Origin of the sequence: Cupriavidus sp. H39 (assembly GCF_050271075.1) — a bacterium.
GTDB classification, from domain to species: domain Bacteria; phylum Pseudomonadota; class Gammaproteobacteria; order Burkholderiales; family Burkholderiaceae; genus Cupriavidus; species Cupriavidus necator_B.
Window position 1 is genome coordinate 251,108 of record NZ_CP189846.1, and the last position, 23,087, is coordinate 274,194.

19 protein-coding genes and 2 pseudogenes are annotated in these 23,087 nt (G+C 63.9%); 8 read left to right on the top strand and 13 right to left on the bottom strand.

Annotation, left to right across the window (positions count from 1 at the left end; translation table 11 throughout):
• Nucleotides 1-379: 379 nt before the first annotated feature.
• Nucleotides 380-1,414, bottom strand: coding sequence for an AraC family transcriptional regulator (locus tag ACOCMH_RS01580; protein ID WP_427307441.1), 1,035 nt, complete (start codon nt 1,412-1,414; stop codon nt 380-382).
• Between the two features lie 122 nt (nt 1,415-1,536).
• Here ACOCMH_RS01580 and ACOCMH_RS01585 point away from each other — a divergent pair, with 122 nt between their 5' ends.
• Complete coding sequence (locus ACOCMH_RS01585) at nt 1,537-2,448, top strand: TauD/TfdA dioxygenase family protein (RefSeq protein ID WP_427307442.1); 912 nt, start codon at nt 1,537-1,539, stop codon at nt 2,446-2,448.
• 35 nt (nt 2,449-2,483) lie between these two features.
• Here ACOCMH_RS01585 and ACOCMH_RS01590 read toward each other — a convergent pair.
• The 4 genes and pseudogenes from ACOCMH_RS01590 to ACOCMH_RS01605 all read right to left on the bottom strand — a co-directional run.
• Nucleotides 2,484-2,879, bottom strand: a pseudogene (locus tag ACOCMH_RS01590) (Bug family tripartite tricarboxylate transporter substrate binding protein); the annotation flags it as partial.
• Nucleotides 2,880-2,892: 13 nt separating this feature from the next.
• A complete protein-coding gene (locus tag ACOCMH_RS01595; RefSeq protein WP_427307443.1) occupies nt 2,893-3,882 on the bottom strand; it encodes a Bug family tripartite tricarboxylate transporter substrate binding protein in 990 nt (329 codons plus the stop codon).
• Between the two features lie 100 nt (nt 3,883-3,982).
• On the bottom strand, nt 3,983-5,050 hold the full coding sequence (locus tag ACOCMH_RS01600) for a 3-keto-5-aminohexanoate cleavage protein (protein ID WP_171514850.1): 1,068 nt from the start codon (nt 5,048-5,050) through the stop codon (nt 3,983-3,985).
• 76 nt (nt 5,051-5,126) lie between these two features.
• A complete protein-coding gene (locus ACOCMH_RS01605) occupies nt 5,127-6,107 on the bottom strand; it encodes a quinone oxidoreductase family protein (RefSeq protein WP_427307444.1) in 981 nt (326 codons plus the stop codon).
• Nucleotides 6,108-6,567: 460 nt separating this feature from the next.
• Here ACOCMH_RS01605 and ACOCMH_RS01610 point away from each other — a divergent pair, with 460 nt between their 5' ends.
• The 5 genes from ACOCMH_RS01610 to ACOCMH_RS01630 all read left to right on the top strand — a co-directional run bounded on the left by ACOCMH_RS01610 (nt 6,568) and on the right by ACOCMH_RS01630 (nt 12,524).
• Nucleotides 6,568-7,530, top strand: a complete 963-nt coding sequence (locus ACOCMH_RS01610; protein WP_427307445.1) for a chromate resistance protein ChrB domain-containing protein — start codon at nt 6,568-6,570, stop codon at nt 7,528-7,530.
• A gap of 25 nt (nt 7,531-7,555) precedes the next feature.
• Complete coding sequence (locus ACOCMH_RS01615) at nt 7,556-8,761, top strand: chromate transporter (RefSeq protein ID WP_427307446.1); 1,206 nt, start codon at nt 7,556-7,558, stop codon at nt 8,759-8,761.
• Nucleotides 8,762-8,816: 55 nt separating this feature from the next.
• Complete coding sequence (locus ACOCMH_RS01620; protein ID WP_427307447.1) at nt 8,817-10,070, top strand: MFS transporter; 1,254 nt, start codon at nt 8,817-8,819, stop codon at nt 10,068-10,070.
• A gap of 213 nt (nt 10,071-10,283) precedes the next feature.
• On the top strand, nt 10,284-11,897 hold the full coding sequence (locus ACOCMH_RS01625; protein ID WP_427307448.1) for an ABC-F family ATP-binding cassette domain-containing protein: 1,614 nt from the start codon (nt 10,284-10,286) through the stop codon (nt 11,895-11,897).
• A 90-nt stretch (nt 11,898-11,987) separates the two neighbouring features.
• Nucleotides 11,988-12,524, top strand: coding sequence for a dihydrofolate reductase family protein (locus ACOCMH_RS01630; RefSeq protein ID WP_427307449.1), 537 nt, complete (start codon nt 11,988-11,990; stop codon nt 12,522-12,524).
• On the opposite strand, the gene ACOCMH_RS01635 is transcribed toward ACOCMH_RS01630, so the two are convergent.
• From ACOCMH_RS01635 to ACOCMH_RS01645, 3 genes are all read right to left on the bottom strand, one after another.
• Nucleotides 12,506-12,772 (bottom strand): DUF7706 family protein, encoded by a 267-nt coding sequence (locus tag ACOCMH_RS01635; protein ID WP_427307450.1) that lies wholly within the window; start codon nt 12,770-12,772, stop codon nt 12,506-12,508. The genes ACOCMH_RS01630 and ACOCMH_RS01635 overlap by 19 nt on opposite strands.
• Before the next feature lie 5 nt (nt 12,773-12,777).
• A complete protein-coding gene (locus ACOCMH_RS01640; protein ID WP_427307451.1) occupies nt 12,778-14,202 on the bottom strand; it encodes an amino acid permease in 1,425 nt (474 codons plus the stop codon).
• Nucleotides 14,203-14,439: 237 nt separating this feature from the next.
• The gene (locus ACOCMH_RS01645) at nt 14,440-15,684 is read right to left on the bottom strand and encodes a MalY/PatB family protein (RefSeq protein ID WP_427307452.1); all 1,245 of its coding nucleotides are present in this window, start codon (nt 15,682-15,684) and stop codon (nt 14,440-14,442) included.
• Nucleotides 15,685-15,812: 128 nt separating this feature from the next.
• On the opposite strand from ACOCMH_RS01645, the gene ACOCMH_RS01650 reads away from it, so the two are divergent.
• On the top strand, nt 15,813-16,700 hold the full coding sequence (locus tag ACOCMH_RS01650) for a LysR family transcriptional regulator (RefSeq protein WP_427307453.1): 888 nt from the start codon (nt 15,813-15,815) through the stop codon (nt 16,698-16,700).
• A 76-nt stretch (nt 16,701-16,776) separates the two neighbouring features.
• Here ACOCMH_RS01650 and ACOCMH_RS01655 read toward each other — a convergent pair whose 3' ends face one another.
• The 4 genes and pseudogenes from ACOCMH_RS01655 to ACOCMH_RS01670 all read right to left on the bottom strand — a co-directional run bounded on the left by ACOCMH_RS01655 (nt 16,777) and on the right by ACOCMH_RS01670 (nt 20,921).
• Nucleotides 16,777-17,958, bottom strand: a complete 1,182-nt coding sequence (locus tag ACOCMH_RS01655) for an MFS transporter (protein ID WP_427307454.1) — start codon at nt 17,956-17,958, stop codon at nt 16,777-16,779.
• Between the two features lie 101 nt (nt 17,959-18,059).
• Nucleotides 18,060-19,091, bottom strand: a complete 1,032-nt coding sequence (locus tag ACOCMH_RS01660) for a zinc-binding dehydrogenase (RefSeq protein WP_427307455.1) — start codon at nt 19,089-19,091, stop codon at nt 18,060-18,062.
• Nucleotide 19,092: 1 nt separating this feature from the next.
• Nucleotides 19,093-20,261 (bottom strand): annotated as a pseudogene (locus ACOCMH_RS01665) (flavin monoamine oxidase family protein).
• Between the two features lie 3 nt (nt 20,262-20,264).
• Nucleotides 20,265-20,921 (bottom strand): cupin domain-containing protein, encoded by a 657-nt coding sequence (locus ACOCMH_RS01670; RefSeq protein ID WP_427307456.1) that lies wholly within the window; start codon nt 20,919-20,921, stop codon nt 20,265-20,267.
• 43 nt (nt 20,922-20,964) lie between these two features.
• Here ACOCMH_RS01670 and ACOCMH_RS01675 point away from each other — a divergent pair, with 43 nt between their 5' ends.
• A complete protein-coding gene (locus ACOCMH_RS01675) occupies nt 20,965-21,087 on the top strand; it encodes a hypothetical protein (protein WP_427307457.1) in 123 nt (40 codons plus the stop codon).
• Between the two features lie 131 nt (nt 21,088-21,218).
• Here ACOCMH_RS01675 and ACOCMH_RS01680 read toward each other — a convergent pair whose 3' ends face one another.
• The gene (locus tag ACOCMH_RS01680; protein WP_427307458.1) at nt 21,219-22,868 is read right to left on the bottom strand and encodes an AMP-binding protein; all 1,650 of its coding nucleotides are present in this window, start codon (nt 22,866-22,868) and stop codon (nt 21,219-21,221) included.
• Between the last annotated feature and the right edge of the window lie 219 nt (nt 22,869-23,087).

The following is a 23,087-nucleotide window of genomic DNA, read 5'->3' on the forward strand; positions in this document are numbered from 1 at the left end:
CTAACTTAAAACGCAGCGTGGGGACTCCGCCATCGCGCCGGAGACGTCAGCTTAGACCTTCCCATAATGGCAAGGTCAAGGGCAACGGTGCACTCCATTGAGTTTCGAGGCTGACCTCAGCCATGCTGATGGTATGGGCCGGTCGCGCACCACAACGTTACGCAACCATGACATCCCGGTAAGCTGCAGCGAACATTGGCTCGGCATGTCGATTGCCAAATTGCGCCTGACGCCCGCACGAACTTCCACACACACTTGTCAGGCGATCGAGAGTTGTTGCGCGCCCGGCGGTACAGCAGGCACTGAAGGACGAGGGCATCGGCTGACCCACCGCGCCACCACCGCCTCGCCCGCAACCCTGATCACGGGAGGCCGGGCCTTACGGACAGGGCAGCGTTCTGCGCGGCTCCGAGGGGCCGCGCGCGATGCGGCTTTCCTTGGGGCTACAGCCAAACTGCGCGTGATACCAGCGCGAGAACCCGCTCGGCGCGGAGAAGCCCAGCAGAGTCGCCACCTCGGTCAAGGGACGGTTGGTTTCGATCACGTGGCGCGCCGCGAGCTCCATGCGGATGTCGTTGACGAGGGACGAGAAAGGCTTCCCCTCTTCTGCCAGGCGGCGCTGGACCGTGCGGCACCCAATGCCCAGGTGCTCGGCGACCTGCTCGATGCTGCAGCGGCCGCTGGGCAGCAATAGCAGGACCATGCGCCGAACGTCGTCGAGCATGGTGGCCTGCTGCGACATGGCTGCGGCGTCTATCAACTGCTGTACATAGCGTGCCATGGCCGGATCGGCATAGGGGTTGCGCGCGTCGAGATCGGCCTTCGTGCAGACGATGCAGTTGAAGTCGTAGTTGAACTCGACGTTTGGGCCAAAAAAACGTTGGTGCACACTGAGGTCGCGCGGCGCCGGGTGCTCAAGGCATACGCGCGCCGGCTCCCAGTCCGGCCTGTGGAGCTGGCGAATCAACCGCACCATGACCCCCAGCGCCAACTCCACCCGCTGACGCGTCGGCTCGTGCGCATTGCCGGCCATGACCCCTTCGCGGATGATGACCAGATCGCCGCACTCCTCGATCGCCAGCGACAACGCACTGTTAAGCAGCGCCTGATAGCGCATCAGCATCCGAAGCGAGTCACGCAGCGTCGGCTGGTCACGGATCAGCAGCCCCACCGGCCCAAGATTGGATAACAGCCGCGACTCGGCCATGCACAGCCCGAAACTCTCGTTACCTGACAGGGTTGCGGCCGCCTGCAGCAGGCGGCCGAGGCGCTCCACAGGAATCATGACGTCCGGCTCACGCAGCGCGCTCGGATTGAGTCCCGCATCAAGGAGCATGCGCACCGGATCCAGCCCGGCGGCTCGGGCAAGCTCGCTGAAGTTGGTCAGGGCTGCGGCGCGGACAAGTGACGACATCAGGCGTATAGGGGGCGGGGGCTGTGACACACAAGGATAAATGCCTGTCACGTACTGTCAAGCGGGAAACGGCGCCAGCCGCCACACTGCTGTGGCGGCATGGTTATCACAGGAGACACGTCATGAATCAGCCACTACACGCGGCACCCGCCGTGGTTCGCGCAACCTCTCTGGGAAGCTCGATCCGGGTCGAACCCCTTACTTGCACGATCGGCGCAGAACTCAGCCACGTCAATCTGGGCGCGGCCGCGGAGGATGTCCAGCAGATGGCGGAAATCCGCGCACTGCTCCTCAAGCATCGGGTGCTGTTCTTTCGCGACCAGGACATCACGCGCGCACAGCACGTGGCGTTTGCAAGCCGCTTCGGCCAGCTGGAAGACCATCCGGTGGTGGGCAGCCACCCCAACCACCCGGGCCTGGTTCAGATCTACAAGACACCGGACAGCCCACCCGACCGCCACGAGAATTCCTGGCATACCGATGCCACCTGGCGCGAAAGGCCCCCGATGGGCTGCGTGCTGCGCTGTATCGAATGCCCGCCTGTGGGCGGCGACACCATGTGGGTCAACATGGTCGAGGCTTATAACCAGTTGCCGGAAGAGATCAAGACGAAGATCGCCCCCTTGCGGGCGCGCCATGGAATCGAGGCGAGCTTTGGTGCTGCGATGCCGATCGAAAAGCGTCTTGCCCTGAAGGCTCAGTACCCCGACGCCGAGCATCCGGTGGTGCGCACACATCCGGAAACCGGAGAGAAGGTGCTGTTCGTCAACGGCAGCTTTACCACGCACTTCACCAATTACAACGTGCCGGCCAACGTCCGCTTCGGGCTGGACAAGGCGCCGGGCGCCGGCAATTTGCTCAGCTATCTGGTCAGCCAGGCCAACATCCCCGAATACCAGGTGCGGTTTCGCTGGAAGAAAAACAGCGTTGCGTTCTGGGACAACCGTTCCACGCAGCATTACGCCGTCATGGATTACCCGCCGTGTCACCGAAAGATGGAGCGCACCGCCATCGTCGGCGACGCGCCTTTCTAAGCATTGGCCGGGAAATCCGACATGCCGCGGCGAGATTACTCCGGCTGGTAGTTGATGGACTTCAGCAGGGCGGCCTGTTGCTGGTACGCTTGCCTTAGGTCCGCCATCATCGCTTCCGAGGTGGCGGCATCCCCCTGCTCCATGCCCATTTCCTTGACGCGCTTCTGCACCGCCGGTTGCCGGAAGTACGCCAGCGTTGCCTCGCGGACTTTTTGCTGGATTCCCGGTGCGACGTCCGGACGCGACCAAACGGCGAACCAGCCTGCCTGCGACAGTTGCGGATAGCCGAGCTCCTTGAACGTAGGCACATCCGCCAGCGCGGATATCCGGGACGGATAGGCCACCGCAATTGCCTTGATCTTTCCCGCCCTGATCAGCGGCAGTGAGGTGGTCACCCCATCGAACATCAGCGGAACATGGCCGCCCGACAAGCCACCCGGTTCACTAGTCGATCTGGATCCGGGCATCGGCGGCGATCTTCGACCAGAGCTGCAGATCGCGGCCGACCATCTCCCGGAACTGCTCAGGCGTGGTCGCGGGTGGCGGCCCGAAGTTCATCGTTTTCATCTTGGCAGAGAGATCGGGAGACTTCTGGACCTTGTTGATTTCATCGCCGAGCCGCTTCAGAATCGCCGGGTTGGTCCCCGCCGGTGCGAAGACGCCAAACCACCCCACCGCATCGAACCTGTAGCCCTGCTCGCCCATGGTCTTGACTTCGGGCAGCTGCGGCGCACGCGCATTGCCGGTAATGGCAATCGCGCGTATCTTCCCCGAACGCAGGAAAGGAATCGGTGCTCCCGGATCGGTCCAGCCAATTTTCACGACGCCTGAAGCCAGATCGGTCAATAACTGATTCGAAGTCCGATAGCGAACGTGGTCGGTCTTCATGCCGGTCTGCTTCTTGATCCATTCCATCGTCAGTTGCCCTGAAGATCCGGTAGACCAGGTGGCGTAGCCGTACTTGTCCGGATTCGCCTTCACGAACTGGATCAGCTCCGACAGGTTATGAACCGGCAGATCGTTGCTGACCAGCAGCACCACACCACCCTCGGCCGTCTCGGCAATCGGCACCAGGCTCTTCTTCGGATCGTAAGGAATGGTCTTCAGCACGGCGGGGGCGATGACCATGTTCGACGCCGTGGTGTAAAGCAGCGTGTAGCCGTCGGGCGGTGCCTTGACAACAAAGTTTGTCCCCACGATCCCACTGCCGCCTGGCCGGTTGTCAACGATGACCGGTTGCTTCAACGATACCGACAAGCGTTGCGCCAGCAGGCGTGCCAGCGAATCGGTTCCCGACCCTGCCGACGACGCCACCACCATCTGGATTGGGCGCGTGGGCCACCCATCCTGCGCGCGCGCGGGCGCTGAAGCGCACCACGCCGCAAGCACTGCGATGCCAAGCGGGACCGCAAGCCGCTGCGTCCGGAATGCCATTGTCACCCTCCATATCATTGTTCTGTCAGCGCGATCACTCAACGTGCGGGAACGACACCAGCCGCTGGCATCAGCCAATGACTGGATTCGTGGCCTGGCTTCAGACCGGCAGGCTTTCCTGCTTGCGCAGGAAGCCCTGGTGGCCACCATTGCGATTGGGGGCGAAGCCATTGGCCTGGAGCGTTTCTTCCACGGTGTCGTAGAAGACGCCGAGCTTCAGGATTTCACGCGTTTGCTGCGCCGTCGCGATGGGACGGCCGAATTCGCGGGCGATACGCACCAGTTGCCTGATCTGCTCGACCGAGCTCATCTTGCCCGTGCGCGTCTGGTTCCAGAGTACGTCCTCGATGCCGCATCGCACATGCAGGCCCAGGGCCATGCCGATCATATTGATGGGCAGCACATTGAGGACCGAGCTTTCCACCGTCACCACGGCGCCATCGGGCACCGCACGCAGCATGTTGGCCAGGTTGTAGATGTTCGCCTGGTCCATGCCGCCGCTGATCGCCACCCAGTTCATCACCAGCGGGCCCTTGTAGACGCCGCGGCGAATCATCCGCTCGATCGTTTCGAAGCTGTTGATGTTGTAGACCTGGAATTCGCTCTGGATGCCGGCCGCGGACAGGCGCCGGATATGTTCCTCGGCCCAGCTGGGATTCGACGGCACGATCATGTCCTTGTACGTGTCGTAGAGATGCGGGAATCCGCGCGATACGCCCTTGAAGTCGTCCACACCGGCATGCTCGGTCACGTTCATCTGTGTCGTGTTGACGGTTACCGTGACCTGGTCGGGCCTGGGGTCGAGTTCGGCCAGCATATGCCGCGTGTCGTCGCTCAGCCATTTGGCGGCCTGACCCTCCTCGGGCGCGAAGCTGATCGAGCCGCCCACCTGGATCACCATTTCAGGTACGGCGGCGCGCACCCCGGCGATCAGTTCGTTGAACATCGACAAACGCTTGCTGCCCTTGCCATCGGCTTCGCGGACATGGAGATGGAGCACCCGGGCACCGGCTTCGTAGCAATCCACCGCTTTCTGAATCTGTTCTTCCATGGTGACAGGGATATCTTCCGGGAAGTCCGAAGGAATCCAGCCCGGCGCATACGGGGCGGCCGTAATGATCAGCGGCTGCTGGTTTTCGGGATACAGGTGGCCGTCAAGGAAGTTCATGGTTATGGGTCTCCAGGATGCGTGTTGTGTATGGAAATGTCGAACCGGCTGAGAGCGTTTCCCGGGCGGGAAACCGTCAGATCACGAAGATGGACGAGCCCGTGGTCTTTCGGGCCTCGAGGTCCCGGTGTGCCTGCACGGCATCCTCCAGGGCATAGCGCTGATTGATCTCGATGCGGATGCGGCCCGCCGCCACATGGCCGAACAGTTCATCGACCAGTTCCGCCTTTTCGGCAGGGTCGGCGATATAGTCGGCCAGGCCAGGGCGCGTCAGGTATGCCGAGCCCTTGCGGGCCAGGATGGCCGGATCGAACCCGCTGACCGGGCCCGAGGCAAAGCCGACGCAGACCAGCAGGCCGCGCCGCTTGAGTGAGTCCAGCGAGGCCATGAAGGTGTCCTTGCCGACGCTGTCGAACACCACAGACACGCCCGCGCCATCCGTCAGTTCCCGCACGCGCCTGGCCACGTTCTCATGGCTGTAGTTGATCGTGTCATCACAGCCATGGGCGCGGGCAACTTCGGCCTTGGCATCGGTAGAGACCGTTCCGATCACAGTCAAACCCAGCAGCTTGGCCCATTGCGAAATGATCAGGCCAACACCCCCGGCCGCGGCGTGCAGCAGGATGGTGTCGCCCGCCTTGAACGGGTAGATCCGGCGCATCAGGTAGGCGGCTGACAAGCCCCGCATGGTCATCGCCGCCGCGACTTCGCAACCGATTGCCTCCGGCAGCTTGATCAGCGGCGCGGCAGAGATCAGCCGCTCGGTACCGTAGGCGCCCAAGGTGTTGGTGAAACCCGTATAGGTGACGCGGTCGCCGACCGCCAGATGGGTAACGCCGGCGCCAACGGCCTCGATCACGCCGGCGGCTTCGTTGCCGAGGCCGCTGGGCAGCGGAACCTGATAGGTGCCGCTGCGGAAATACGTGTCGGCAAAATTCAGTCCGACGGCCACATGACGGACGCGTACCTCGCCTGGCCCCGGTTCGCCAACGGCAGCGGTCTCAAAGCGAAGGACCTCGGGTCCGCCGGTTTCGTAAATCCTGATGACTTTTGCCATGTGTCTCCTGTCTGCTGTCGAACATGAATCCGCACGTCGGCTTGCCGGGTGGCTTGCCTGAGCGACGACCTGTGTGGCGAATCATCAGGCCGTGCCCGGCGTTGCGCTTTCCTTTTGGCGTCTTGCGCTTTCCCTTTTCTGACAAAGGCTGGCCGGCTCGCTCGTATTGGCGTCGGCAGAGGCAAGGGGTGCAGGGGGCGGCGTTCGCGTAGCAGGCGCTGGCCCAGAAATGGCCATGCTTCAGCGATGCGCAATGTGCAGCTTGGACGGCCCGGCCAGCTGGCCGGGACGGGTCTCATCCAGCGGACCATGGGCCATTGCAATCGGTCAGCCTGACCCAGGTCCGCGGGAGCGCGAAACTCACGTCAAGGCAAAGCGCACCGCGAACTGCGTCATGCGGCTGATCTGTAGATATCTCTACATGATTGAAATGCACGTTATGGACTTTTAACATGCTCCCATGACCGGATTCACTGATCCCTGGGCCTTGTTGATCGTTACGCTTCCCACATCCGGCGCCACCGCCCGGATGCGGATCTGGCGTGCGATCAAGACGTTGGGCTGCGCGGCGCTGCGTGATGGCGTCTATCTCTTGCCTGCCGGCGCCAGGCAGATCGCCCATTTGAGCGAACTCGCCGACGAGGCCCGGCGGGAAGGCGGCCAGGCCTGGCTCTTGAATGTCCGGGCCAGGGATCCGGAGGAAGACGCCACGTTCCGGGCGTTGTTCGACCGCAGCGCCGACTATGCCGAATTGCAGGCGGCCCTGGCAGAAGCGCGCCGGTCGCTTGCCAGCCAGGACAGCGCCGAACTCAATCGCCTGCTGCGCCGTCACGGGCGTGCCTACGAAGCCATCCGCATGACCGACTTTTTCCCCAATGAAGCGTCGATCCGGACTGAAGCCCAATGGCATGACTTCAGCCGCGCGATCGACAGCATCCAGTCCCCGGGCGAACCCCAGGCGCTGACGCGGCCCATCGCTCGTCGGGATCCGGCCCAGTATCAAGGCAGGCAGTGGGCAACGCGCCGCCACCTTTGGGTGGACCGCGTGGCCAGCGCCTGGCTGATTCAGCGCTTTATCGATCCCCATGCGCGGTTCCTCTGGCTGGAGAGCCCGGCCGATTGCCCGGACGATGCGCTGGGCTTCGACTTCGACGGTGCGACCTTCACCCATGTCGGCGATCGCGTGTCTTTCGAAGTGCTGCTGTCGAGTTTCGGTCTTGAATCCGACCGCGGGCTCGGCCGGCTCGGCGCCATGATCCATGCACTGGATATTGGCGGGATGCCGGTGCCAGAGGCCAGCGGCTTTGAAGCGATGCTGGCCGGCGCCCGCGCCCGCCTGAAGGACGATGACGCCCTGCTGGCGGAAATCGGCGCGGTGCTGGATTCGCTTTACGCACACTTCCGCACCCAGCAGAAAGCCTGACGTCAACGTTCCTCAGGATCCCGTCATGAATCGCATGCAACAAGAAGAGAGCCCGGCACCACCGGAGATCCCGGAACCGCCCGCCTATACGCTCTGGCAACTCGTCCTGTATTTCCTGCGGCTGGGCACGTTGGGCTTTGGCGGGCCCGTTGCGCTGGCCGGCTATATGCACCGCGACCTGGTGGAGCGGCGGTGCTGGATCAGCGATGGCGACTACAAGGAAGGCATAGCGCTGGCGCAACTCGCGCCCGGTCCGATGGCTGCGCAACTGGCAATCTATCTCGGCTATGTCCATTATCGCGTCCTCGGCGCCACACTGATCGGCCTGGCCTTCGTGCTACCGTCATTCCTGATGGTGCTGGCGTTGGGCTGGGCGTATGTCAGGTTTGGCGGGCTGGCCTGGATGCAATCGGTGTTCTATGGCGTGGGTGCCGCCGTCATCGGCATCATCGCCATCAGCGCTTACAAGCTGACCACCAGGAGTGTGGGCAAGGACAAGCTGCTGTGGGCAATTTATGTGGTGCTGGCGGCGGTGACCATCGTCACCGAGTCGGAAGTCGCGTGGCTGTTCCTGGCGGCGGGCGTGCTCGCCTGGTTCTGGCGTGCGCCACCTCAATGGCTGCGGCAGAGCGGCGCCAATGCGCTTGCTGCCATGCAGGTGCCGGCCGCAAGCGGCCTGGCGAGTACGCTGGAGTGGCCGCTACTGACCCAGATCGGCGTGTTCTTCGCCAAGGCGGGCGCCTTTGTCTTCGGCTCGGGACTTGCCATCGTGCCATTCCTCTACGGCGGTGTCGTGACGGAATACCAGTGGCTGAATGAAAGGCAGTTTGTCGATGCGGTGGCCGTGGCCATGATCACGCCCGGCCCGGTGGTCATCACGGTCGGCTTTATCGGATACCTGGTGGCCGGACTACCGGGCGCCTGCGTGGCGGCATTGGCAACGTTCCTGCCCTGCTATCTGTTCACCGTGCTGCCGGCCCCCTACTTCAAGAAATACGGCAAGCTGCCGGGCATCCTGGCCTTCGTCGACGGCGTCACTGCGGCCGCGATCGGCGCCATCAGCGGGGCGGTGTTCGTGCTGGCCAGGCGTTCGATTGTCGACGCTCCGACCCTCCTGCTGGCCTTGGGCACGGTCGCATTGCTGCTGAAATTCAAGAAGCTGCCCGAGCCGGTCATCATCACCAGCGCCGCGCTGATCGGCCTGGCTGTTTATCCGGTGCTGCATCACTGAACTGGACGGCCTGAAACGCAAGGATTGACGGACCGGCGACCGGATCGCTATGGCTATGCATAAGGATCAAGCTTCGGGCGCCAGCGGGCATTGGCTTCAACGCATCGCGCTGCCTGCCGGTGTGCAAGCCTCCGCCTTGCCGCTGCTGGCCGGCCGCGCGCTGCGCGGCATCTGTGATGGCTATGTGGCCGTGCTGTTGCCGGCCTACCTGCTGGCGCTGGGCTTCGATCCGGTGACGGTGGGGCTGATCAGCAGCGCGACCCTGATCGGTTCCGCCCTGGCCACCATCCTGGTCGGGATCGTCGGGCACCGCTACCCGCAACGCCGCTTGCTGATGCTGGCTGCCGCCCTCATGGCAGCGACGGGTCTCGGCTTTGCCGGGTTCTCGACGCTGTGGCCGCTTCTGCTGGTCGCCTTCGTCGGCACGCTTAACCCTGGCTCCGGCGATGTCAGTGTGTTCCTGCCGCTGGAACACGCGCGCCTGGCGGAATCGGCCTCGCCCGACAGCCGGACGGCACTGTTTGCTCGCTACGGCCTGATCGGGGCATTCTCCTCCGCGTTGGGCGCCCTGGCAGCGGCCATCCCCGCATGGCTGGCGGGGCAAGCCTGGCTGTCGTCGCTCGATGCAATGCGCCTGATGTTCGTTTTCTACGGGATCACGGGGCTGCTGCTGTGGCGTCTCTACGCGCGCCTGCCTGCCACGCAGCCGCATGGAACGCAGCTGGCGACAACGCCATTGGGCCCGTCCCGTCCGATCGTAATGCGGCTGGCCATGCTGTTCAGCGTGGATGCGTTCGCGGGCGGGCTCGTCGTCAATTCGCTACTGTCGCTGTGGCTGATGCAGCGTTTCGGTCTGAGTCCTGCCGCGACCGGCCGGTTCTTCTTCGTGGCAGGCCTGCTCACGACGTTCTCGCAGCTTGCCGCAGTGCCGCTGGCGCGAAAGATCGGCCTGCTCAATACGATGGTGTTTACGCATATTCCTTCCAGCCTGTGCCTGATTGCAGCGGCTTTCGCGCCCACCATGGCGACGAGCCTGGCCTTGCTGCTGGCGCGCAGCGCGCTGTCGCAGATGGATGTGCCGACCCGCACGGCCTATGTGATGGCCGTCGTCACGCCGCCTGAACGGGCGGCGGCTGCAAGCCTGACCGCGGTGCCGCGCAGCCTGGCCGCCGCGCTCAGCCCTGCGCTCGCCGCTATGTTAATGGCCCATGGCTATGCAAGCGTGCCGCTGGTCACCTGCGGCCTGCTGAAAATCGCTTACGACCTCGCCATGCTGCTCGCATTCCGTCGGGTCAAGCCACTCACTTGACGGCGCGGCGTGGAGCGGCTGACCGGCGTAGGCTCATGCCCCCTTGCGCGTTGCACGACATTGCCCCCCGCCGCAAATGCGCTTAACATGACAACCCCATTCCCCATCACCGAGGTATTCGTCATGCGCCATTGATGCCGCCGTCTTCATGACGGCCAGTCTCCACCTACCCCCATGAGCAGGGGGAGCTTCTGGCATCGTTGGAATGCACACATGACGAATCCCTATCTCGCGCTGGAAGGCGTGTCTTACGTTTTGCCGGACGGCAGGACGCTTTTCTCCGACATCAGCGAACAGTTCGACCAGCGTCCCACTGGCCTGGTCGGGCGCAATGGCGCGGGCAAGACGGTGCTGGCGCGCATGCTGGCCGGCCAAGTGCAGCCGGCTGCCGGGCGCTGTACGCGCGCTGGCAGCGTGTACTACCTCGCCCAGCAGGTATCGCATCCGCCGGGCGCCACGGTCTCGGACCTGGCAGGCGTGCGGGCCATCCTCGCTGCGCTCGAACGCATCGAAGCCGGCAGCAGTGCGCCCGAAGACTTCGATGCCGTGGGCGAGCGCTGGGATATCCGCCTGCGGCTGCAGGCCGAACTGGAGCGCAATGGCCTGGGCCATCTCGATGCGGCGACGCCTGCCAGCGCGCTCAGTGGTGGCGAAGCCATGCGCGTCACGCTGGCCGGCGCCTTGTTGTCGGACGCCGATTTCCTGATCCTGGACGAGCCCAGCAATCACCTCGACCGGCCGAACCGTCAGGCGCTGGCCGAGCAGTTGCAGCGCTGGCCGCGCGGGCTCCTGGTGGTAAGCCATGACCGGCAACTGCTGGAGGGCATGGTGCGTACCGTGGAACTGTCTTCACTGGGACTGCGCAGCTATGGTGGCAACTACACCTTCTACGCGCAATGCAAGGAGCAGGAGCGGCAAAGCGCGATCCAGCAACTCGAACAACGCCAGCTTGAACACCGGCGCGAAGTGCAGGCCCTGCGCGAGCAACGCGAGCGCCTGGAGCGGCGCCAGGCCCGCGGCAACCGGCATGGACACGAAGCCAACCAGGCCAGCATCCTGCTGGGCCGCCAGAAAGAACGCAGCGAAGGTTCCGCCGGCAAGCTGCGGCGGCAGCATGCCGCGGCCCGCGCGCAAAGCGCCGAGCGCGTGCGCGAGGCCGCGCAGCGGGTCGAAAACGATCTGGCCATCGTGGTGCACGAGCTGCCGGTTGCGCTGACTTCGCAAAGGCGTGTCGCGGAACTGGAGGCCGTGGAACTGCCCTTTGTCCAGCCTGCCACGCGCCGCATCAGCCTCACTCTGACGGGACAGCAGCGCGTGGGCGTGGTCGGCCCCAACGGCAGCGGCAAGTCGACCCTGCTCAAGGTGCTCGCCGGCCAGCTTCAGCCTTTGGCCGGGACATGCAAGATGTCGGTGGCAGGCATCTATCTGGACCAGCAGCTGGCCAGCCTGGACCTGCGCCGAACCGTGCTGGAACAGATGCTGGCGGCCAACCGTGTGGCCACCGAAGGCGACCTGCGCATGCGCCTCGCACACCTGGGCCTGGATCACCGGAAGATTGCAGCGCCCGCCGGCTCGCTCAGCGGCGGCGAGCGTCTCAAGGCGGCGCTGGCGTGTGTGCTGTATGCTGATCCACCGCCGCACCTGCTGTTGCTGGATGAGCCCAGCAACCACCTGGATTTGCCTTCCGTGCAGGCGCTGGAAGCCATGTTGCGCGGCTACCGGGGCGCGCTGGTGGTGGTGTCTCACGACGATGCATTCATGGACAGCCTTGGCTTGACAGATCGGCTGGTGGCGACTGGACAAGGGTGGCGGATCGAGCCATGGTGATGCGCCAATGCGCTGGCCGGGCCTACCGGGACCAAATAGAATCTGCCACTGCGTTTCCACCTCAATGCTGACAGTACGAAAGGAATCACGATGATCACCGGACACGTCTTCATTGCCACCAGCCTCGATGGTTTTATCGCCCGCCCCGATGGCGACATCGGCTGGCTTCTGGAGCGGGATGACCCCGCCGAAGACCATGGCTACACCGCCTTTATCGCCGACAAGGACGCGATCGTGATGGGCCGGGGCAGCTACGAAAAAATCGTCACGATGGGCGAATGGGCTTACGACCGCCCCGTGGTGGTGCTGTCGCGGCAACTGGCCGGCAAGCCGGTGCCCGAGACGTTGCAGGACAAGGTGCGATTCTGGGATGCCACGCCAGCGAACGCGCTGGCGCAGCTGGAGGCAGAAGGCGCCCAACGCGTCTATGTCGACGGCGGCCAGTTGGTCCAGTCGTTCCTTCGCGCAGGTTTGATCACCGACATGGTGGTCACCACGGTGCCGGTGTTGATCGGGGCAGGCAGGCCATTGTTTGGGGCGCTGCCGAGCGACGTGAGTCTGGTGCTCGAATCGAGCCGTCACTTCCCGTCCGGGCTGGTGCAATCGTCCTACCGGGTGCTGCGCTGATCGGTATTTGGGCGAAACCGGCCGCTATCCGCCTCGCATTCCTTCTTCGAATCAACACACCGCGCGATACGCCCCGTATCGCCCAGTACCAGCGCGCGGCCGATGGTGTCGAGCGCGTCGCGCATCAGCAGCGCCTGTTCGACATCGCCCGCGTAAGCGGTCAAATCCGACCACTTCACGTTGCGGAGAAACCTGGACAGAGCGGCGGCGCGCCGCTCGTCGAGGTCCAGCCGGATGGTGTGTGCCATCACGCCTATGGCAGCTTGGGACCTGCATTGGACATGTCGGCCAGCGCCGGCTGCGCTTCCCTGGTGTAGAACTTGTAGGCGACGAAGACGATGCCAACCCACGACGCGGACACAATCAGCGACATCCGCATGTCCGGCAGGATGGCGATGCAGACCAGTACCGCGGCGATAAACGCCAGGGCAATGTAGTTGCCATACGGGAAGAACGGCATCTTGTAGGAAAGGCAGTCCGCCTGGCCGGTCTGGATCTTGAGCCTGCGGAACCGGAGATGGCTGACCACGATCGACGTCCATGCACACACCAGCGCGAACACGGTGATCGACGAGAACAACTCGAACGCCTTCTCCGGCATCAGGTAGTTCAGCAGTACGCCCGCGAACATCGTGGCGAACACCAGCATGATGGCGCGCGACGGTACATTGCGGCGGTTGACAGTGCCCAGGAAAGCCGGTGCGTTCTTCTGCAATGCCAGGTTGTAGAAGGTGCGGCTGTTGGTAAACACGCTGGCGTTCACGGCCGACAGGACCGCGGTGATGACTACCAGGTTCATGATCCCGGCCGCGGCGGGCACGCCGATCCTGGCGAACACATCGACGAAGGGGCTGCCCTTCGCCGTCAGCGAGGTCCACGGAAAGATCATCAGCAGCACCGCAATGGCACCGACGTAGAAAATCAGCAGGCGCCAGAACGTGGCGCTGACGGCCTTGGGCATGGTGGTCTTGACATCCTTTGCCTCCCCCGCCGCCAGGCCGAGGTTCTCGATGCCGCCGAACGAGAACGCCACCATGACAATCGACAGCACCATGCCTCCGATGCCTTTGGCAAAGAAGCCGCCATGGTCGACGAGGTTGTGATGCCCGATAGGCTCGCCATGGTTGCCGAGGCCAAAGAAGATCATGCCAGCGCCAAACACGATCATCGCAACGATCGCCGTCACCTTGATCAGCGCAAACCAGAACTCGGCCTCGCCATAGAACTTCACGCCGATCATGTTCACAAAGAACATGACCGATACGGCAATCAGCGCGGTTACCCAGATCGGCATGGTCGGGAACCAGAAGTGCACGTAGTTGCCCAGCGCATTCAGTTCAGCCGCGCTTGTCGCCAGCAGGAAGATGAACGCGTTCCAGCCGTTCAGGAAGCCGGCAAAGCGATGGATATACCGGTTCGAGTACGAAATGTAGGACCCGGAAACCGGTTCCTCGACCGCCATCTCGCCCAGCGCCCGCATGACGAAGTAGATCGCCACCGCGGCGACCAGGTAGGTCAGGATGATCGCCGGGCCGGCGGTCTTGATGGCCCACGATGAGCCATAGAACAGGCCGGTACCGATCGCGCCGCCGATGGCGATCATCTGGATATGGCGGCTTTTCAGATCTCGTTTCAGCTCTTCCTGTTCATAGGACTGAGCGGCGGTTTTGCTGCGCATTGCACTGTCTCCTTTGGAACATCTTGTCGTGATGCTTGTCTTTGTGCGGGGCCGCCTGTCCGGTTCGGAAATCCGGATGGGGGGTTGTCGCCTTCCCATGCGATGGGCGAGCGCCACCCCACCCGATGGCTCCTTTTCCATCGGCTGACGGCTTGTCATGGCTTGGTTCGCGGCAGTCGGGGCCTGGCCGCAACGCGTCCGGATTGGCTAGCTAAGGTCAGGCATGCCCCGGTCCGGTCAAAGATCGGCGACGGCGGCGGTCAACCTGCTGATGGCTTCCTCCACGGTCGCACGCGGGCAGCCAAGGTTGACCCGCATGTAGCCGTGGCCTTCGAAGCCGAACTTCTGGCCCTTGTCGAGCCAGAGGCGGGCCCTGGTCAGCATGAACTTTTCCAGCGCTTGCGCGTCCATGCCCAGGCCACGGCAGTCCATCCACGCCAGGTAGAGCGAGTCGGCCGGCAGCACCTGGATGCGCGACGTCGCGCGATGCACTGACTCGCGGAAATGGGCGTGATTGGCACGCAGGTATGCCAGCATCTCTTCCAGCCATGGTTCACCGTGGGCATACGCCGCCTCGGCGGCCACCATGCCCAGCGTATTGACCAGCGGGAACATGTTGCGGTCGTACTGGCGGCGCAGTTCGTCGCGCAGGCGTCGGTCCGGAACAAACACATTGGCACTCTGCAATCCCGGCAGGTTGAAGGTCTTGCTGGGCGCCGTGCAGGTGATGCTGTGCCGGGCGAAATCGTCGCCGAGGGAAGCAAAGGGAATGTGCTTCTTCTCAGGGTGGAGGATGAGGTCCTGATGGATCTCGTCCGCGATGACAAGAACGCCGCGGCGCAGGCAGATCTCGCCCATGGTCCGCAACTCCTCCTCGGACCAGACATTGCCCGTGGGGTTGTGCGGATTGCTCAGGATAAAGAGCCTGGTATCGTCGCGGATCGCCGCTTCAAAGCTGGCCGGATCGAAGCGGTAGCCGGCATCGGTCCGCTCGAGCGGGGCAAAGGCGAGATGGCGGCCATTGATCAGCACGTCGTTATGGAAGTGCGCATAGACCGGCGGCTGGATCAGCACGGAATCGCCGGGTGCGGAAAATGCCTGGATGGCCGTCTTCAGCGCGGTAATGATCCCGGAAGTCTGCACCACCCATTCCTTTGCCACCTCCCAGCCGAACCGCTTGCGCTGCCACGCCACGACCGCATCGACGTAGCTGTCGGTCGCGCCGCCGGGATAGCCGAAGATGCCATGGTCCACCGCTTCGTGCAGCGCGTCGATCACGGCCCGCGGCGCGCGGAAATCCATGTCGGCCACCCACATCGGCAACGGCCTGGCGGCTGCCTCTTCCGGCGCGAGGAGTTTTTCCGGAATGGCCCACTTCATGGATTGGGACTTCGTACGGTCGATGACTTCGTCGAACACGCTGACCGCCTGGCCGGCTCCGGCCGACATCTTGTCTTGCACTGCCGTTTCATGGATCTTCATGGCTTCCTTGTTCTCGATTCAGGGGCGCGCCCGCTGGCGCCGGATGGCTTCGATGGAGGCCAGCATAGCGGCGCCAAGGCATGAATAAAAATGGTATCTTTTCATGAACCAATGAACGGGAGTCATGCGTGCTGGATCGTCAACATCTTGTGGCACTAGTCGCGGTAAGCCGGACCGGAAGCGTCACCGCGGCGGCGGAGAAGCTGAACGTTACGCAGTCCGCGCTCTCGCACATGGTGAAAAGGCTGGAAGACCACCATGGCGTGCCGATCTGGACCAAGAACGGCCGCGGCCTGCGCTTCACGCAGGCGGGGGAATATTTGCTCGCGCTGGCGGACCGCCTGCTGCCCCAGCTGGAGCACGCGGAGCGCATCCTGGCGGACTTCGCCGAAGGGCGCCGCGGGGCATTGCGTGTCGGCATGGAATGCCATCCCTGCCAGAAATGGCTGGCGCGGCTGACGCCGCAATACCTCGCCGCGTGGCCGGATGTCGAGTTCGATGTCCGCACCTCGTTCCGCTTCGACGGCGTCGCCGCGCTGCTGGGGCACGAGATCGACCTGCTGATCACGCCCGACCCGGTCAAGCTGCCAGAGCTGGCTTTCACGCCGGTGATCGACTATGAACTGGTGCTGGTAGTTCATGAATCCCATGCCCTGGCAGCACAGCCGTTCGTACGGCCACAGGATCTGACGGACGAGACGCTGATCACGGTGCCGGTGAGCGTGGAGCGCCTTGACATCTATACCCGCTTCCTCGTCCCGGCGCACTGCAAGCCCAAGCGCCACCGCACGGCCGAAGCGACCGACCTGATGCTGCAGCTGGTCGCGGCGCAGCGGGGCGTGTCCGTGTTGCCGGACTGGCTGGTCGAGGAGGAAGGGGCCGGCATGCCATTGCGGGCGTTGCGGCTGGGCAAGCGCGGTATCCGGAAAAGCATCCATCTCGGCATCCGGCGCGGCGACGAGCAGACGGCATACATTGCCGGCTTTGTCGAGATGGCGCGGCAATCGGGGCGCTAGGCAGCGCGCTGCCGCGCGCGAGACGTCAAAAGCCGAAAAGCCGGGGCAGCCTCGCCACCGGCGTTCTGCGGCGCAATCAGAGCTGCCTGGACGGCTCCGCGCTGGTCCGTTGCAGCCACAGCAGCGCGGCCACGGCAACCATGACAGACGGCAGGATCAGCGAGCTCACCATCGCCCAGCCAAAGGCCGCCAGCAGGCTGCCTGAAACAAACGACCCCACCACCATGGCCCCGAACACGACGAAGTCGTTCAGCGACTGGACACGCGGCCCCTCCTCCGGGCGATGGCAAGTCAGCACCATGGCGGATGCACCCAGGAAGCCGAAGTTCCAGCCCACCCCTAGCAGGATCAGCGCGATCCAGAAATGATGGACGGCCATGCCGCTGAGGCCTGCCAGCGCCGCCATGCCGGTCAGCGCCAGGCCCGCCAGCACGATCGCCGGCGCACCGTAACGGGCGAGCAGGCGCCCCGTGAAGAAGCTCGGCGCGTACATCGCGATCACGTGCATCTCGATGCCGTAGTTCGAATAGAGCCGGGGTATGCCGCACAACTCCATCGCCAGCGGCGCGGACGTCATCATGAAGTTCATCATCATGTAGCTGACCACGCCGCACAGCATGGCCACCAGCAACTGCGGCTGCCGCAGGATCTCGCGCACCGGCCGGCCACTGCCGCCGTGCGGCCCCGCCGTGCGGACCTCGAACCTGACACCGCGCAAGACGATGGCCGCCAGGACCGCGACCGCGGCAGAAGCCAGGTAGGTCACGGCATACGCGTGGGGCGGCCACAGGTTCATGGTGGCGGACACCAGTTGCGGGCCCACGACCCCGGCCGCAACGCCGCCGGCCAGTACCAGGGACAACGCTCGCGGCCGTTCTTCCGGGCCGACGCATTCCGCGGCGGCGAACCGGAACGTCAGCACGACCGCCGCATAGGCGCCGCCGAACAGCATGGCAAAGCAGAACAGCGCGAAGGACCGGTTGACGAGCGCCAGCGCAGCCAGCAGGCCGACCAGTACACCACAAGCGTTGCCGGCTAGAAACGCAGCGGGCCGGCCGAACCGCCGCGCCAGCATCCCGACGGGCAGCGTGGACAGTGCCATGCCAACCACGAACAGCGAAATCGGCAGCGTGGCGAGTTCCGGGCGCGGCGATAGCATGTTGCCGATGATGGCGCCGGTCGCATACACGACGGTGGAGTTCGCACCGGAGAGGGCCTGTGCGATGGCAAGCCGGGCGACGGAGGCATTGAACGTCATGGATGCATTGGCGAGGAAATTGAATTTTGCAAGGCGTCATCGACATTGGCGAAGCGCCCTGCGCAGGGGAACGTTGACGGCGCCGCCGCAGTGCCTGCCTGTCAGGCATTACCCGCCGTCATGGTCAGCACCATTCTGAACTTGACGTCCCCTCGCTTCAAGCGCTGATACGCCTCGTTGGCGCGTGCCAGCGGCATCGCTTCGAAGCGCGGACGCGCGTCCACCAGGACACTGAACGCGAGCGCCGCCTCGCTCTCGTGCGGCGTGCCGGTAATCGAGCCGACGACTTCCCGCTCGCCAACGACCAAATGCCCTGCCTGCACGGCAAGTGGGTCGCGAGTGCCGCCAAGCACAACCAGCCGGCCTTGCGGCACCAATGCGGGGATCAACGCGGAAACGGCCTGCGCGTTGCCGATCGTCGAGACCACGGCCTGCGCGCCACCCAGCTTCTGCAATGCTTGCGCGGCATCGACAGCGTTGGTGTCCAGGTAGACATGTGCGCCGAGTTCGGCCACGTCGCCGGCGATATCGCTTCCCCGTCCCACCGCGACCACCTTGAACCCCATTCGCTTCGCGTACTGGATGGCCATGTGGCCAAGTCCGCCGATCCCGAGGATCGCGACCACATCCCCTGCCTGGGCGCCGGACTTGCGCAGCGCGTTGAACGTGGCGATCCCCGCGCAAAGCAGGGGGGCCGCTTCCTCGGAACCCAGTTCATCGGGAATGGCGACAAGACCTGTCGCGCGCGCACGGACGATTTCGGCATAGCCGCCATCGCAGGTCGCGCCAACGACCGGCTGGTCCTCGCACAGCTGGAACTGTCCCCGCCGGCATTGGTTGCACGCATTGCAGTGTCCGCCCAGGCGCCCGATCCCTACCCGCATCCCGATCCGCCACATGGCGGGCGTATTGGCGCCAGTCGCAAGGATTCGTCCCACGATCTCGTGCCCGGGCACGCGCGGCGGTTGTTGTGTGGCCTTGGCCTGCTCGATATCGCCGATGTCGGCGCCGCACATGCCGCAAGCTTCTACCTGGATCAGGACTTCCCCCGCCTGCGGCAAGGGAGTGGCCCGCTCCACCAGTTCCAGCACTCCAGGATGGGCGATCTGCATCGCGCGATAAGTCGGTTTCATTTCAGAGGCCCACGGTTTTTGAAATCGATCGGTTCATGCGAATCAGGTCTTGCGTTCCCCTGCCAGCGGCATCCAGTGCCCCGGCAAGATAGCCGGGGAAGCGCTGCGACCATTCGCTGGCAATGCCGGTAATGCGGCCTTGCCAGGGCCCGGACGACGCCGTGGCGGCCGGCGCGACGGCATGGCGATGCTGGCCGCCTTCAAGATCCAGCGCCGTCGCGGTCAGGCCATCGGCGGCCCAGTCCTTGACAAAGTCCGCGACGGGTTTCCCCGCGCGCGGACCGAACAGCCGGGCAAGCTGCGCACGGCAGTGGGTGCGCAGCACGTCTTCCGGAACGGTGCGCCTGACACGGGCCGGCACGCCGAAGAATCCAAACAGCGCGGCGCTGCCGCCGGGCATCGATGCATCGTGGATCTCGCCCATCGGTCCCACCGCACTCCGGGCTGCTCCGGAAAGCCCCTGCTCGCGCCAGAACGGACTGTCATAGACCGCGACATACTTGGCGTGCGATGCCATCCAGGTCGGCGTAGCACGCCATTGCTGCGCAAGACGCTCCGCAGCGCCGGGGCGAAGGTGATGGTTGCCTCGGCCAGGCGTGGCGGCAGTGCCAGCAAGACATGTGCTGCCGCCATCGTCACGGCCTCTCCGGCCTCATCGGTGCAATCCAGCGCGACGCCGGAACCGGTGCGGCGCAGCTGGCGTACGGTCCGGCCCGTGACGATCCGCGACGGCTCAAGACGCTGGCGCAAGGCATGCATCAGCGCACCCATGCCGCCCGCCAGGCGCATTGAAACGGGCGAACTGGCATATCCTCGCAGCCGCGCGGGGGCTGCATCGATGCTGCGCTCGGACAGCATGTCCCCAGCCTCATGCTGAGGGAATCGCGCGATGCCAAGTTCGGCCACCAGGCCATCCAGGTCACGCTGGAAAGCCGGCCAGAACCAGGTGGGCCCGAGATCTACGCGGTCCCCTGCGTAATCCTCCGCTTTGGCCGCGGCGTGACCGCGTGACAGGCTTGACAGGCTTGACAGGCTTGACAGGATGCGTCCACCGGGAGCGGAACGCGCTTCAATGATGACGTAGTCGTCGATACCGGATTGCCTGAGCAGCATGGCCGCGTACAGGCCGCTCAGACCCGCGCCGACGATGGCGATCTTTGTGCTGTGCATGACCTATGCCGCGGCCCCTGCGGCCGGTCCATGGGTCCTGATATACAGCGTTGCGCCTGGCACACCGGCATGGATCTCCGCGTGATCGCCCTCGGGGAATCGCATCCAGCTTCCCGCCGCATAGCCTTGGCCATCCACGCGCAGTTCGCCGTGAACCACGAACAGTTCCGCAGGGCATCCATGCGGCAAGGACACGCCACCATCCAGGCGCAGCAGGGCGACACGTTCGGCCGCGTCCGCATACAGCGCGCAGACCGCGCCGCCGTCAAATTCGCGCCAGTGCACGGCGTCGTTGGTATCGATACGCACGCTTTGCTGCTCGCTCGCCATCATGTGCCGCAGCTTCACGAAAATGACGGCGCCGCCCGCGCTTGACGGCCGGTGCGACGATCCAGGCGGATTGCGCAGATACCAGCCCGCCGGGTAGTGCGCGTCCGCCTCGGAGAAGACGCCTGACAGCACCAGGACTTCTTCACCGGCCGGATGCGAATGAGGCGGGAAGTGGGATGCGGGAGCGTACCTGACAATACTGGTCGCCCGGGCCTGCTCTGCGCCAAAACGCTCCAGCATCATCCGCTCGACGCCGGGTTGTGGCGAAGCGACCCAATGGTAATCGGGCACGACGACGGCGCGGCGGGAGAGGTCGGCATTCACGTACATGGGTGGGGAGCGGCGGGCTCACGTTCTGCATGCAGGGAAGGCCGTGCAAGGTGCAAAGACGGTGGCGAGCCGAAAGCGGATTATCGTTGTGGATACAGCGATTGTTGTTGCTTTCGGCGAAGCCGACAACCGAGATTATCTGCGCGACGATAAAGAAAAACTTTAGCGTGGGGCACTCCCGCCACTGCGACCTTGACCCATCAGTACCGACTCCGCGGGCTTTGTATCGTCGGATGCATGGTTCAGTTCGATCATCGCATCAGGCGGGACGCTATCAAGGAGAACCAGTTTCCCCCTTCACTCAAGCTCAGTGATAGCTTCGCGGCTTTTCGCAAGCTCTCTCAAACGGTACTTCTGAATCTTTCCAGTACCGGCCTTCGGCAATGGGCCATATACGACCCTCACGGGGCATTTGTAATGGGCCAACCGATCACGACAGAAATCAATGACCTCCTTTTCTGCGGGCGCGTCGACTCCGGGCTTCAGTTCGATAAAGGCGCAGGGCGACTCCCCCCACTTCGGATGAGGCTGGGCTACCACGGCGGCAATCAATACCGCGGGGTGTTGATGCAAGACATCTTCAACCTCCACCGACGAGATGTTTTCCCCTCCCGATATGATCACATCCTTGGATCGGTCCGTGATCTGTACATATCCGTCGGGATGCATGACCGCGACGTCGCCAGTGTGAAACCAGCCGCCAGCAAATGCGGCTACGGTCGCCTGGGGGTTCTTCAGATAACCCTTCATCACGATATTGCCGCGTAGCAGCAACTCACCTTGCGTCTTGCCATCGCAAGGTACCGGTTCCATGGTGTCAGGATTGGCAACGCGCAGCCCTTCCAGGGCGGCGGCCCGATTGCCCTGGCGCGACATCAGTCGGGCTTTTTCTTCGATTGGCTTGTCATCCCACGCCGGATCGCGATATGAACTGACCGGCGTTCCCGAGGCCTCCGTGATGCCGTAGACGTGCTCCACATCGAAGCCCATTTCCATCACAGCCTTCAGGACACTTGCCGGCGGCGGCGATCCGGCCGTCCGCACCCTGACCGCATGTGACAACGTGCGAGGCTCGGATTCCGATGCCGTCGCAATCGATGCCAGGACGATGGGCGCGGCACAGAAGTGGTCCACCTTATGCGTCTCAATGGCGTGAAAGATGTTCGCCGCCGTGACCTTGCGCAAGCAGACATGCGTGCCCGCCGCGGCAGTAATGGCCCACGCGAAGCACCAGCCATTTGCGTGGAACATGGGCAGCGTCCAGAGATACCGCGGCCCGCGCGGCATGCCCCAGTCAGTCAGCTGAAGCATGCTCATTAGGTATGCGCCCCGATGGCTCAGCACCACACCCTTGGGATCAGAAGTCGTGCCGGATGTGTAGTTGAGTGCGATGGCATCCCACTCGTCATCGGGCCAGATGCCGCCGAAGTCGACATCGCCTTCGCTGAGAAGCTGCTCATAGTCGAGCCCTCCCAGTCGGTTCCCGGTAGGCCCTTCGGCATCGAGAATGTCGACCACCACTGGTGGATTTTCCAGGCCCTGCAGAGCGGTTGCAGCGAGCGCAGCGAATTCGCTGTCTACCAACAAGATTCTGGCTTCGCCATGGGCCAGGATGAACCTCACGCCGTCCGCGTCCAGCCGGCAGTTGATGGCATTGAGCACCGCACCGCTCAGCGGGACACCGTAATGGGCCTCGACCATGGCAGGAGTATTCGGCGCCAGAATGGAAACCGTATCACCACGCTGGACGCCGCGCTTCACGAGCGCGCTGGCAAGGCGGCGGCAGCGGTCTCGCGTTGTCCTCCAAGACTGGCGGAGGCTGCCATGGACGATCGCAGTTCGCTCAGCATACTGCTCGGCGCACCGATCAAGGAACTGCAAGGGCGTCATCGGCACATGGTTGGCCGCATTGCGCTCAAGTCCTGCCCGATAAATGTTGGCGTTCATCTTTTGTCTCCTGCCTGACGTGTCGCGGCTGGTTCATCAGCTATCGCTAGTTGTGGAAACAAAAATGTAGCGACTGCCCATGATCGAGAATGTCTCGCACGAGACATTGCCCCATTCCCAATTTCGTATCGCTACCCGAGGGCGAATGTCTCGCACATGACAGTGCGCCCGCGCTCTTGCTCCTACTCTCCGACCGGAGTCCGTCAGATGTCTACGACA

Bases quoted from the DNA above. Each gene is read 5' to 3' on its own strand.
- ACOCMH_RS01580 (WP_427307441.1), bottom strand. From the start codon at position 1,414: ATGTCGTCACTTGTCCGCGCCGCAGCCCTGACCAACTTCAGCGAGCTT.
- ACOCMH_RS01585 (WP_427307442.1), top strand. From the start codon at position 1,537: ATGAATCAGCCACTACACGCGGCACCCGCCGTGGTTCGCGCAACCTCT.
- ACOCMH_RS01595 (WP_427307443.1), bottom strand. From the start codon at position 3,882: ATGGCATTCCGGACGCAGCGGCTTGCGGTCCCGCTTGGCATCGCAGTG.
- ACOCMH_RS01600 (WP_171514850.1), bottom strand. From the start codon at position 5,050: ATGAACTTCCTTGACGGCCACCTGTATCCCGAAAACCAGCAGCCGCTG.
- ACOCMH_RS01605 (WP_427307444.1), bottom strand. From the start codon at position 6,107: ATGGCAAAAGTCATCAGGATTTACGAAACCGGCGGACCCGAGGTCCTT.
- ACOCMH_RS01610 (WP_427307445.1), top strand. From the start codon at position 6,568: ATGACCGGATTCACTGATCCCTGGGCCTTGTTGATCGTTACGCTTCCC.
- ACOCMH_RS01615 (WP_427307446.1), top strand. From the start codon at position 7,556: ATGAATCGCATGCAACAAGAAGAGAGCCCGGCACCACCGGAGATCCCG.
- ACOCMH_RS01620 (WP_427307447.1), top strand. From the start codon at position 8,817: ATGCATAAGGATCAAGCTTCGGGCGCCAGCGGGCATTGGCTTCAACGC.
- ACOCMH_RS01625 (WP_427307448.1), top strand. From the start codon at position 10,284: ATGACGAATCCCTATCTCGCGCTGGAAGGCGTGTCTTACGTTTTGCCG.
- ACOCMH_RS01630 (WP_427307449.1), top strand. From the start codon at position 11,988: ATGATCACCGGACACGTCTTCATTGCCACCAGCCTCGATGGTTTTATC.
- ACOCMH_RS01635 (WP_427307450.1), bottom strand. From the start codon at position 12,772: ATGGCACACACCATCCGGCTGGACCTCGACGAGCGGCGCGCCGCCGCT.
- ACOCMH_RS01640 (WP_427307451.1), bottom strand. From the start codon at position 14,202: ATGCGCAGCAAAACCGCCGCTCAGTCCTATGAACAGGAAGAGCTGAAA.
- ACOCMH_RS01645 (WP_427307452.1), bottom strand. From the start codon at position 15,684: ATGAAGATCCATGAAACGGCAGTGCAAGACAAGATGTCGGCCGGAGCC.
- ACOCMH_RS01655 (WP_427307454.1), bottom strand. From the start codon at position 17,958: ATGACGTTCAATGCCTCCGTCGCCCGGCTTGCCATCGCACAGGCCCTC.
- ACOCMH_RS01660 (WP_427307455.1), bottom strand. From the start codon at position 19,091: ATGAAACCGACTTATCGCGCGATGCAGATCGCCCATCCTGGAGTGCTG.
- ACOCMH_RS01670 (WP_427307456.1), bottom strand. From the start codon at position 20,921: ATGTACGTGAATGCCGACCTCTCCCGCCGCGCCGTCGTCGTGCCCGAT.
- ACOCMH_RS01680 (WP_427307458.1), bottom strand. From the start codon at position 22,868: ATGAACGCCAACATTTATCGGGCAGGACTTGAGCGCAATGCGGCCAAC.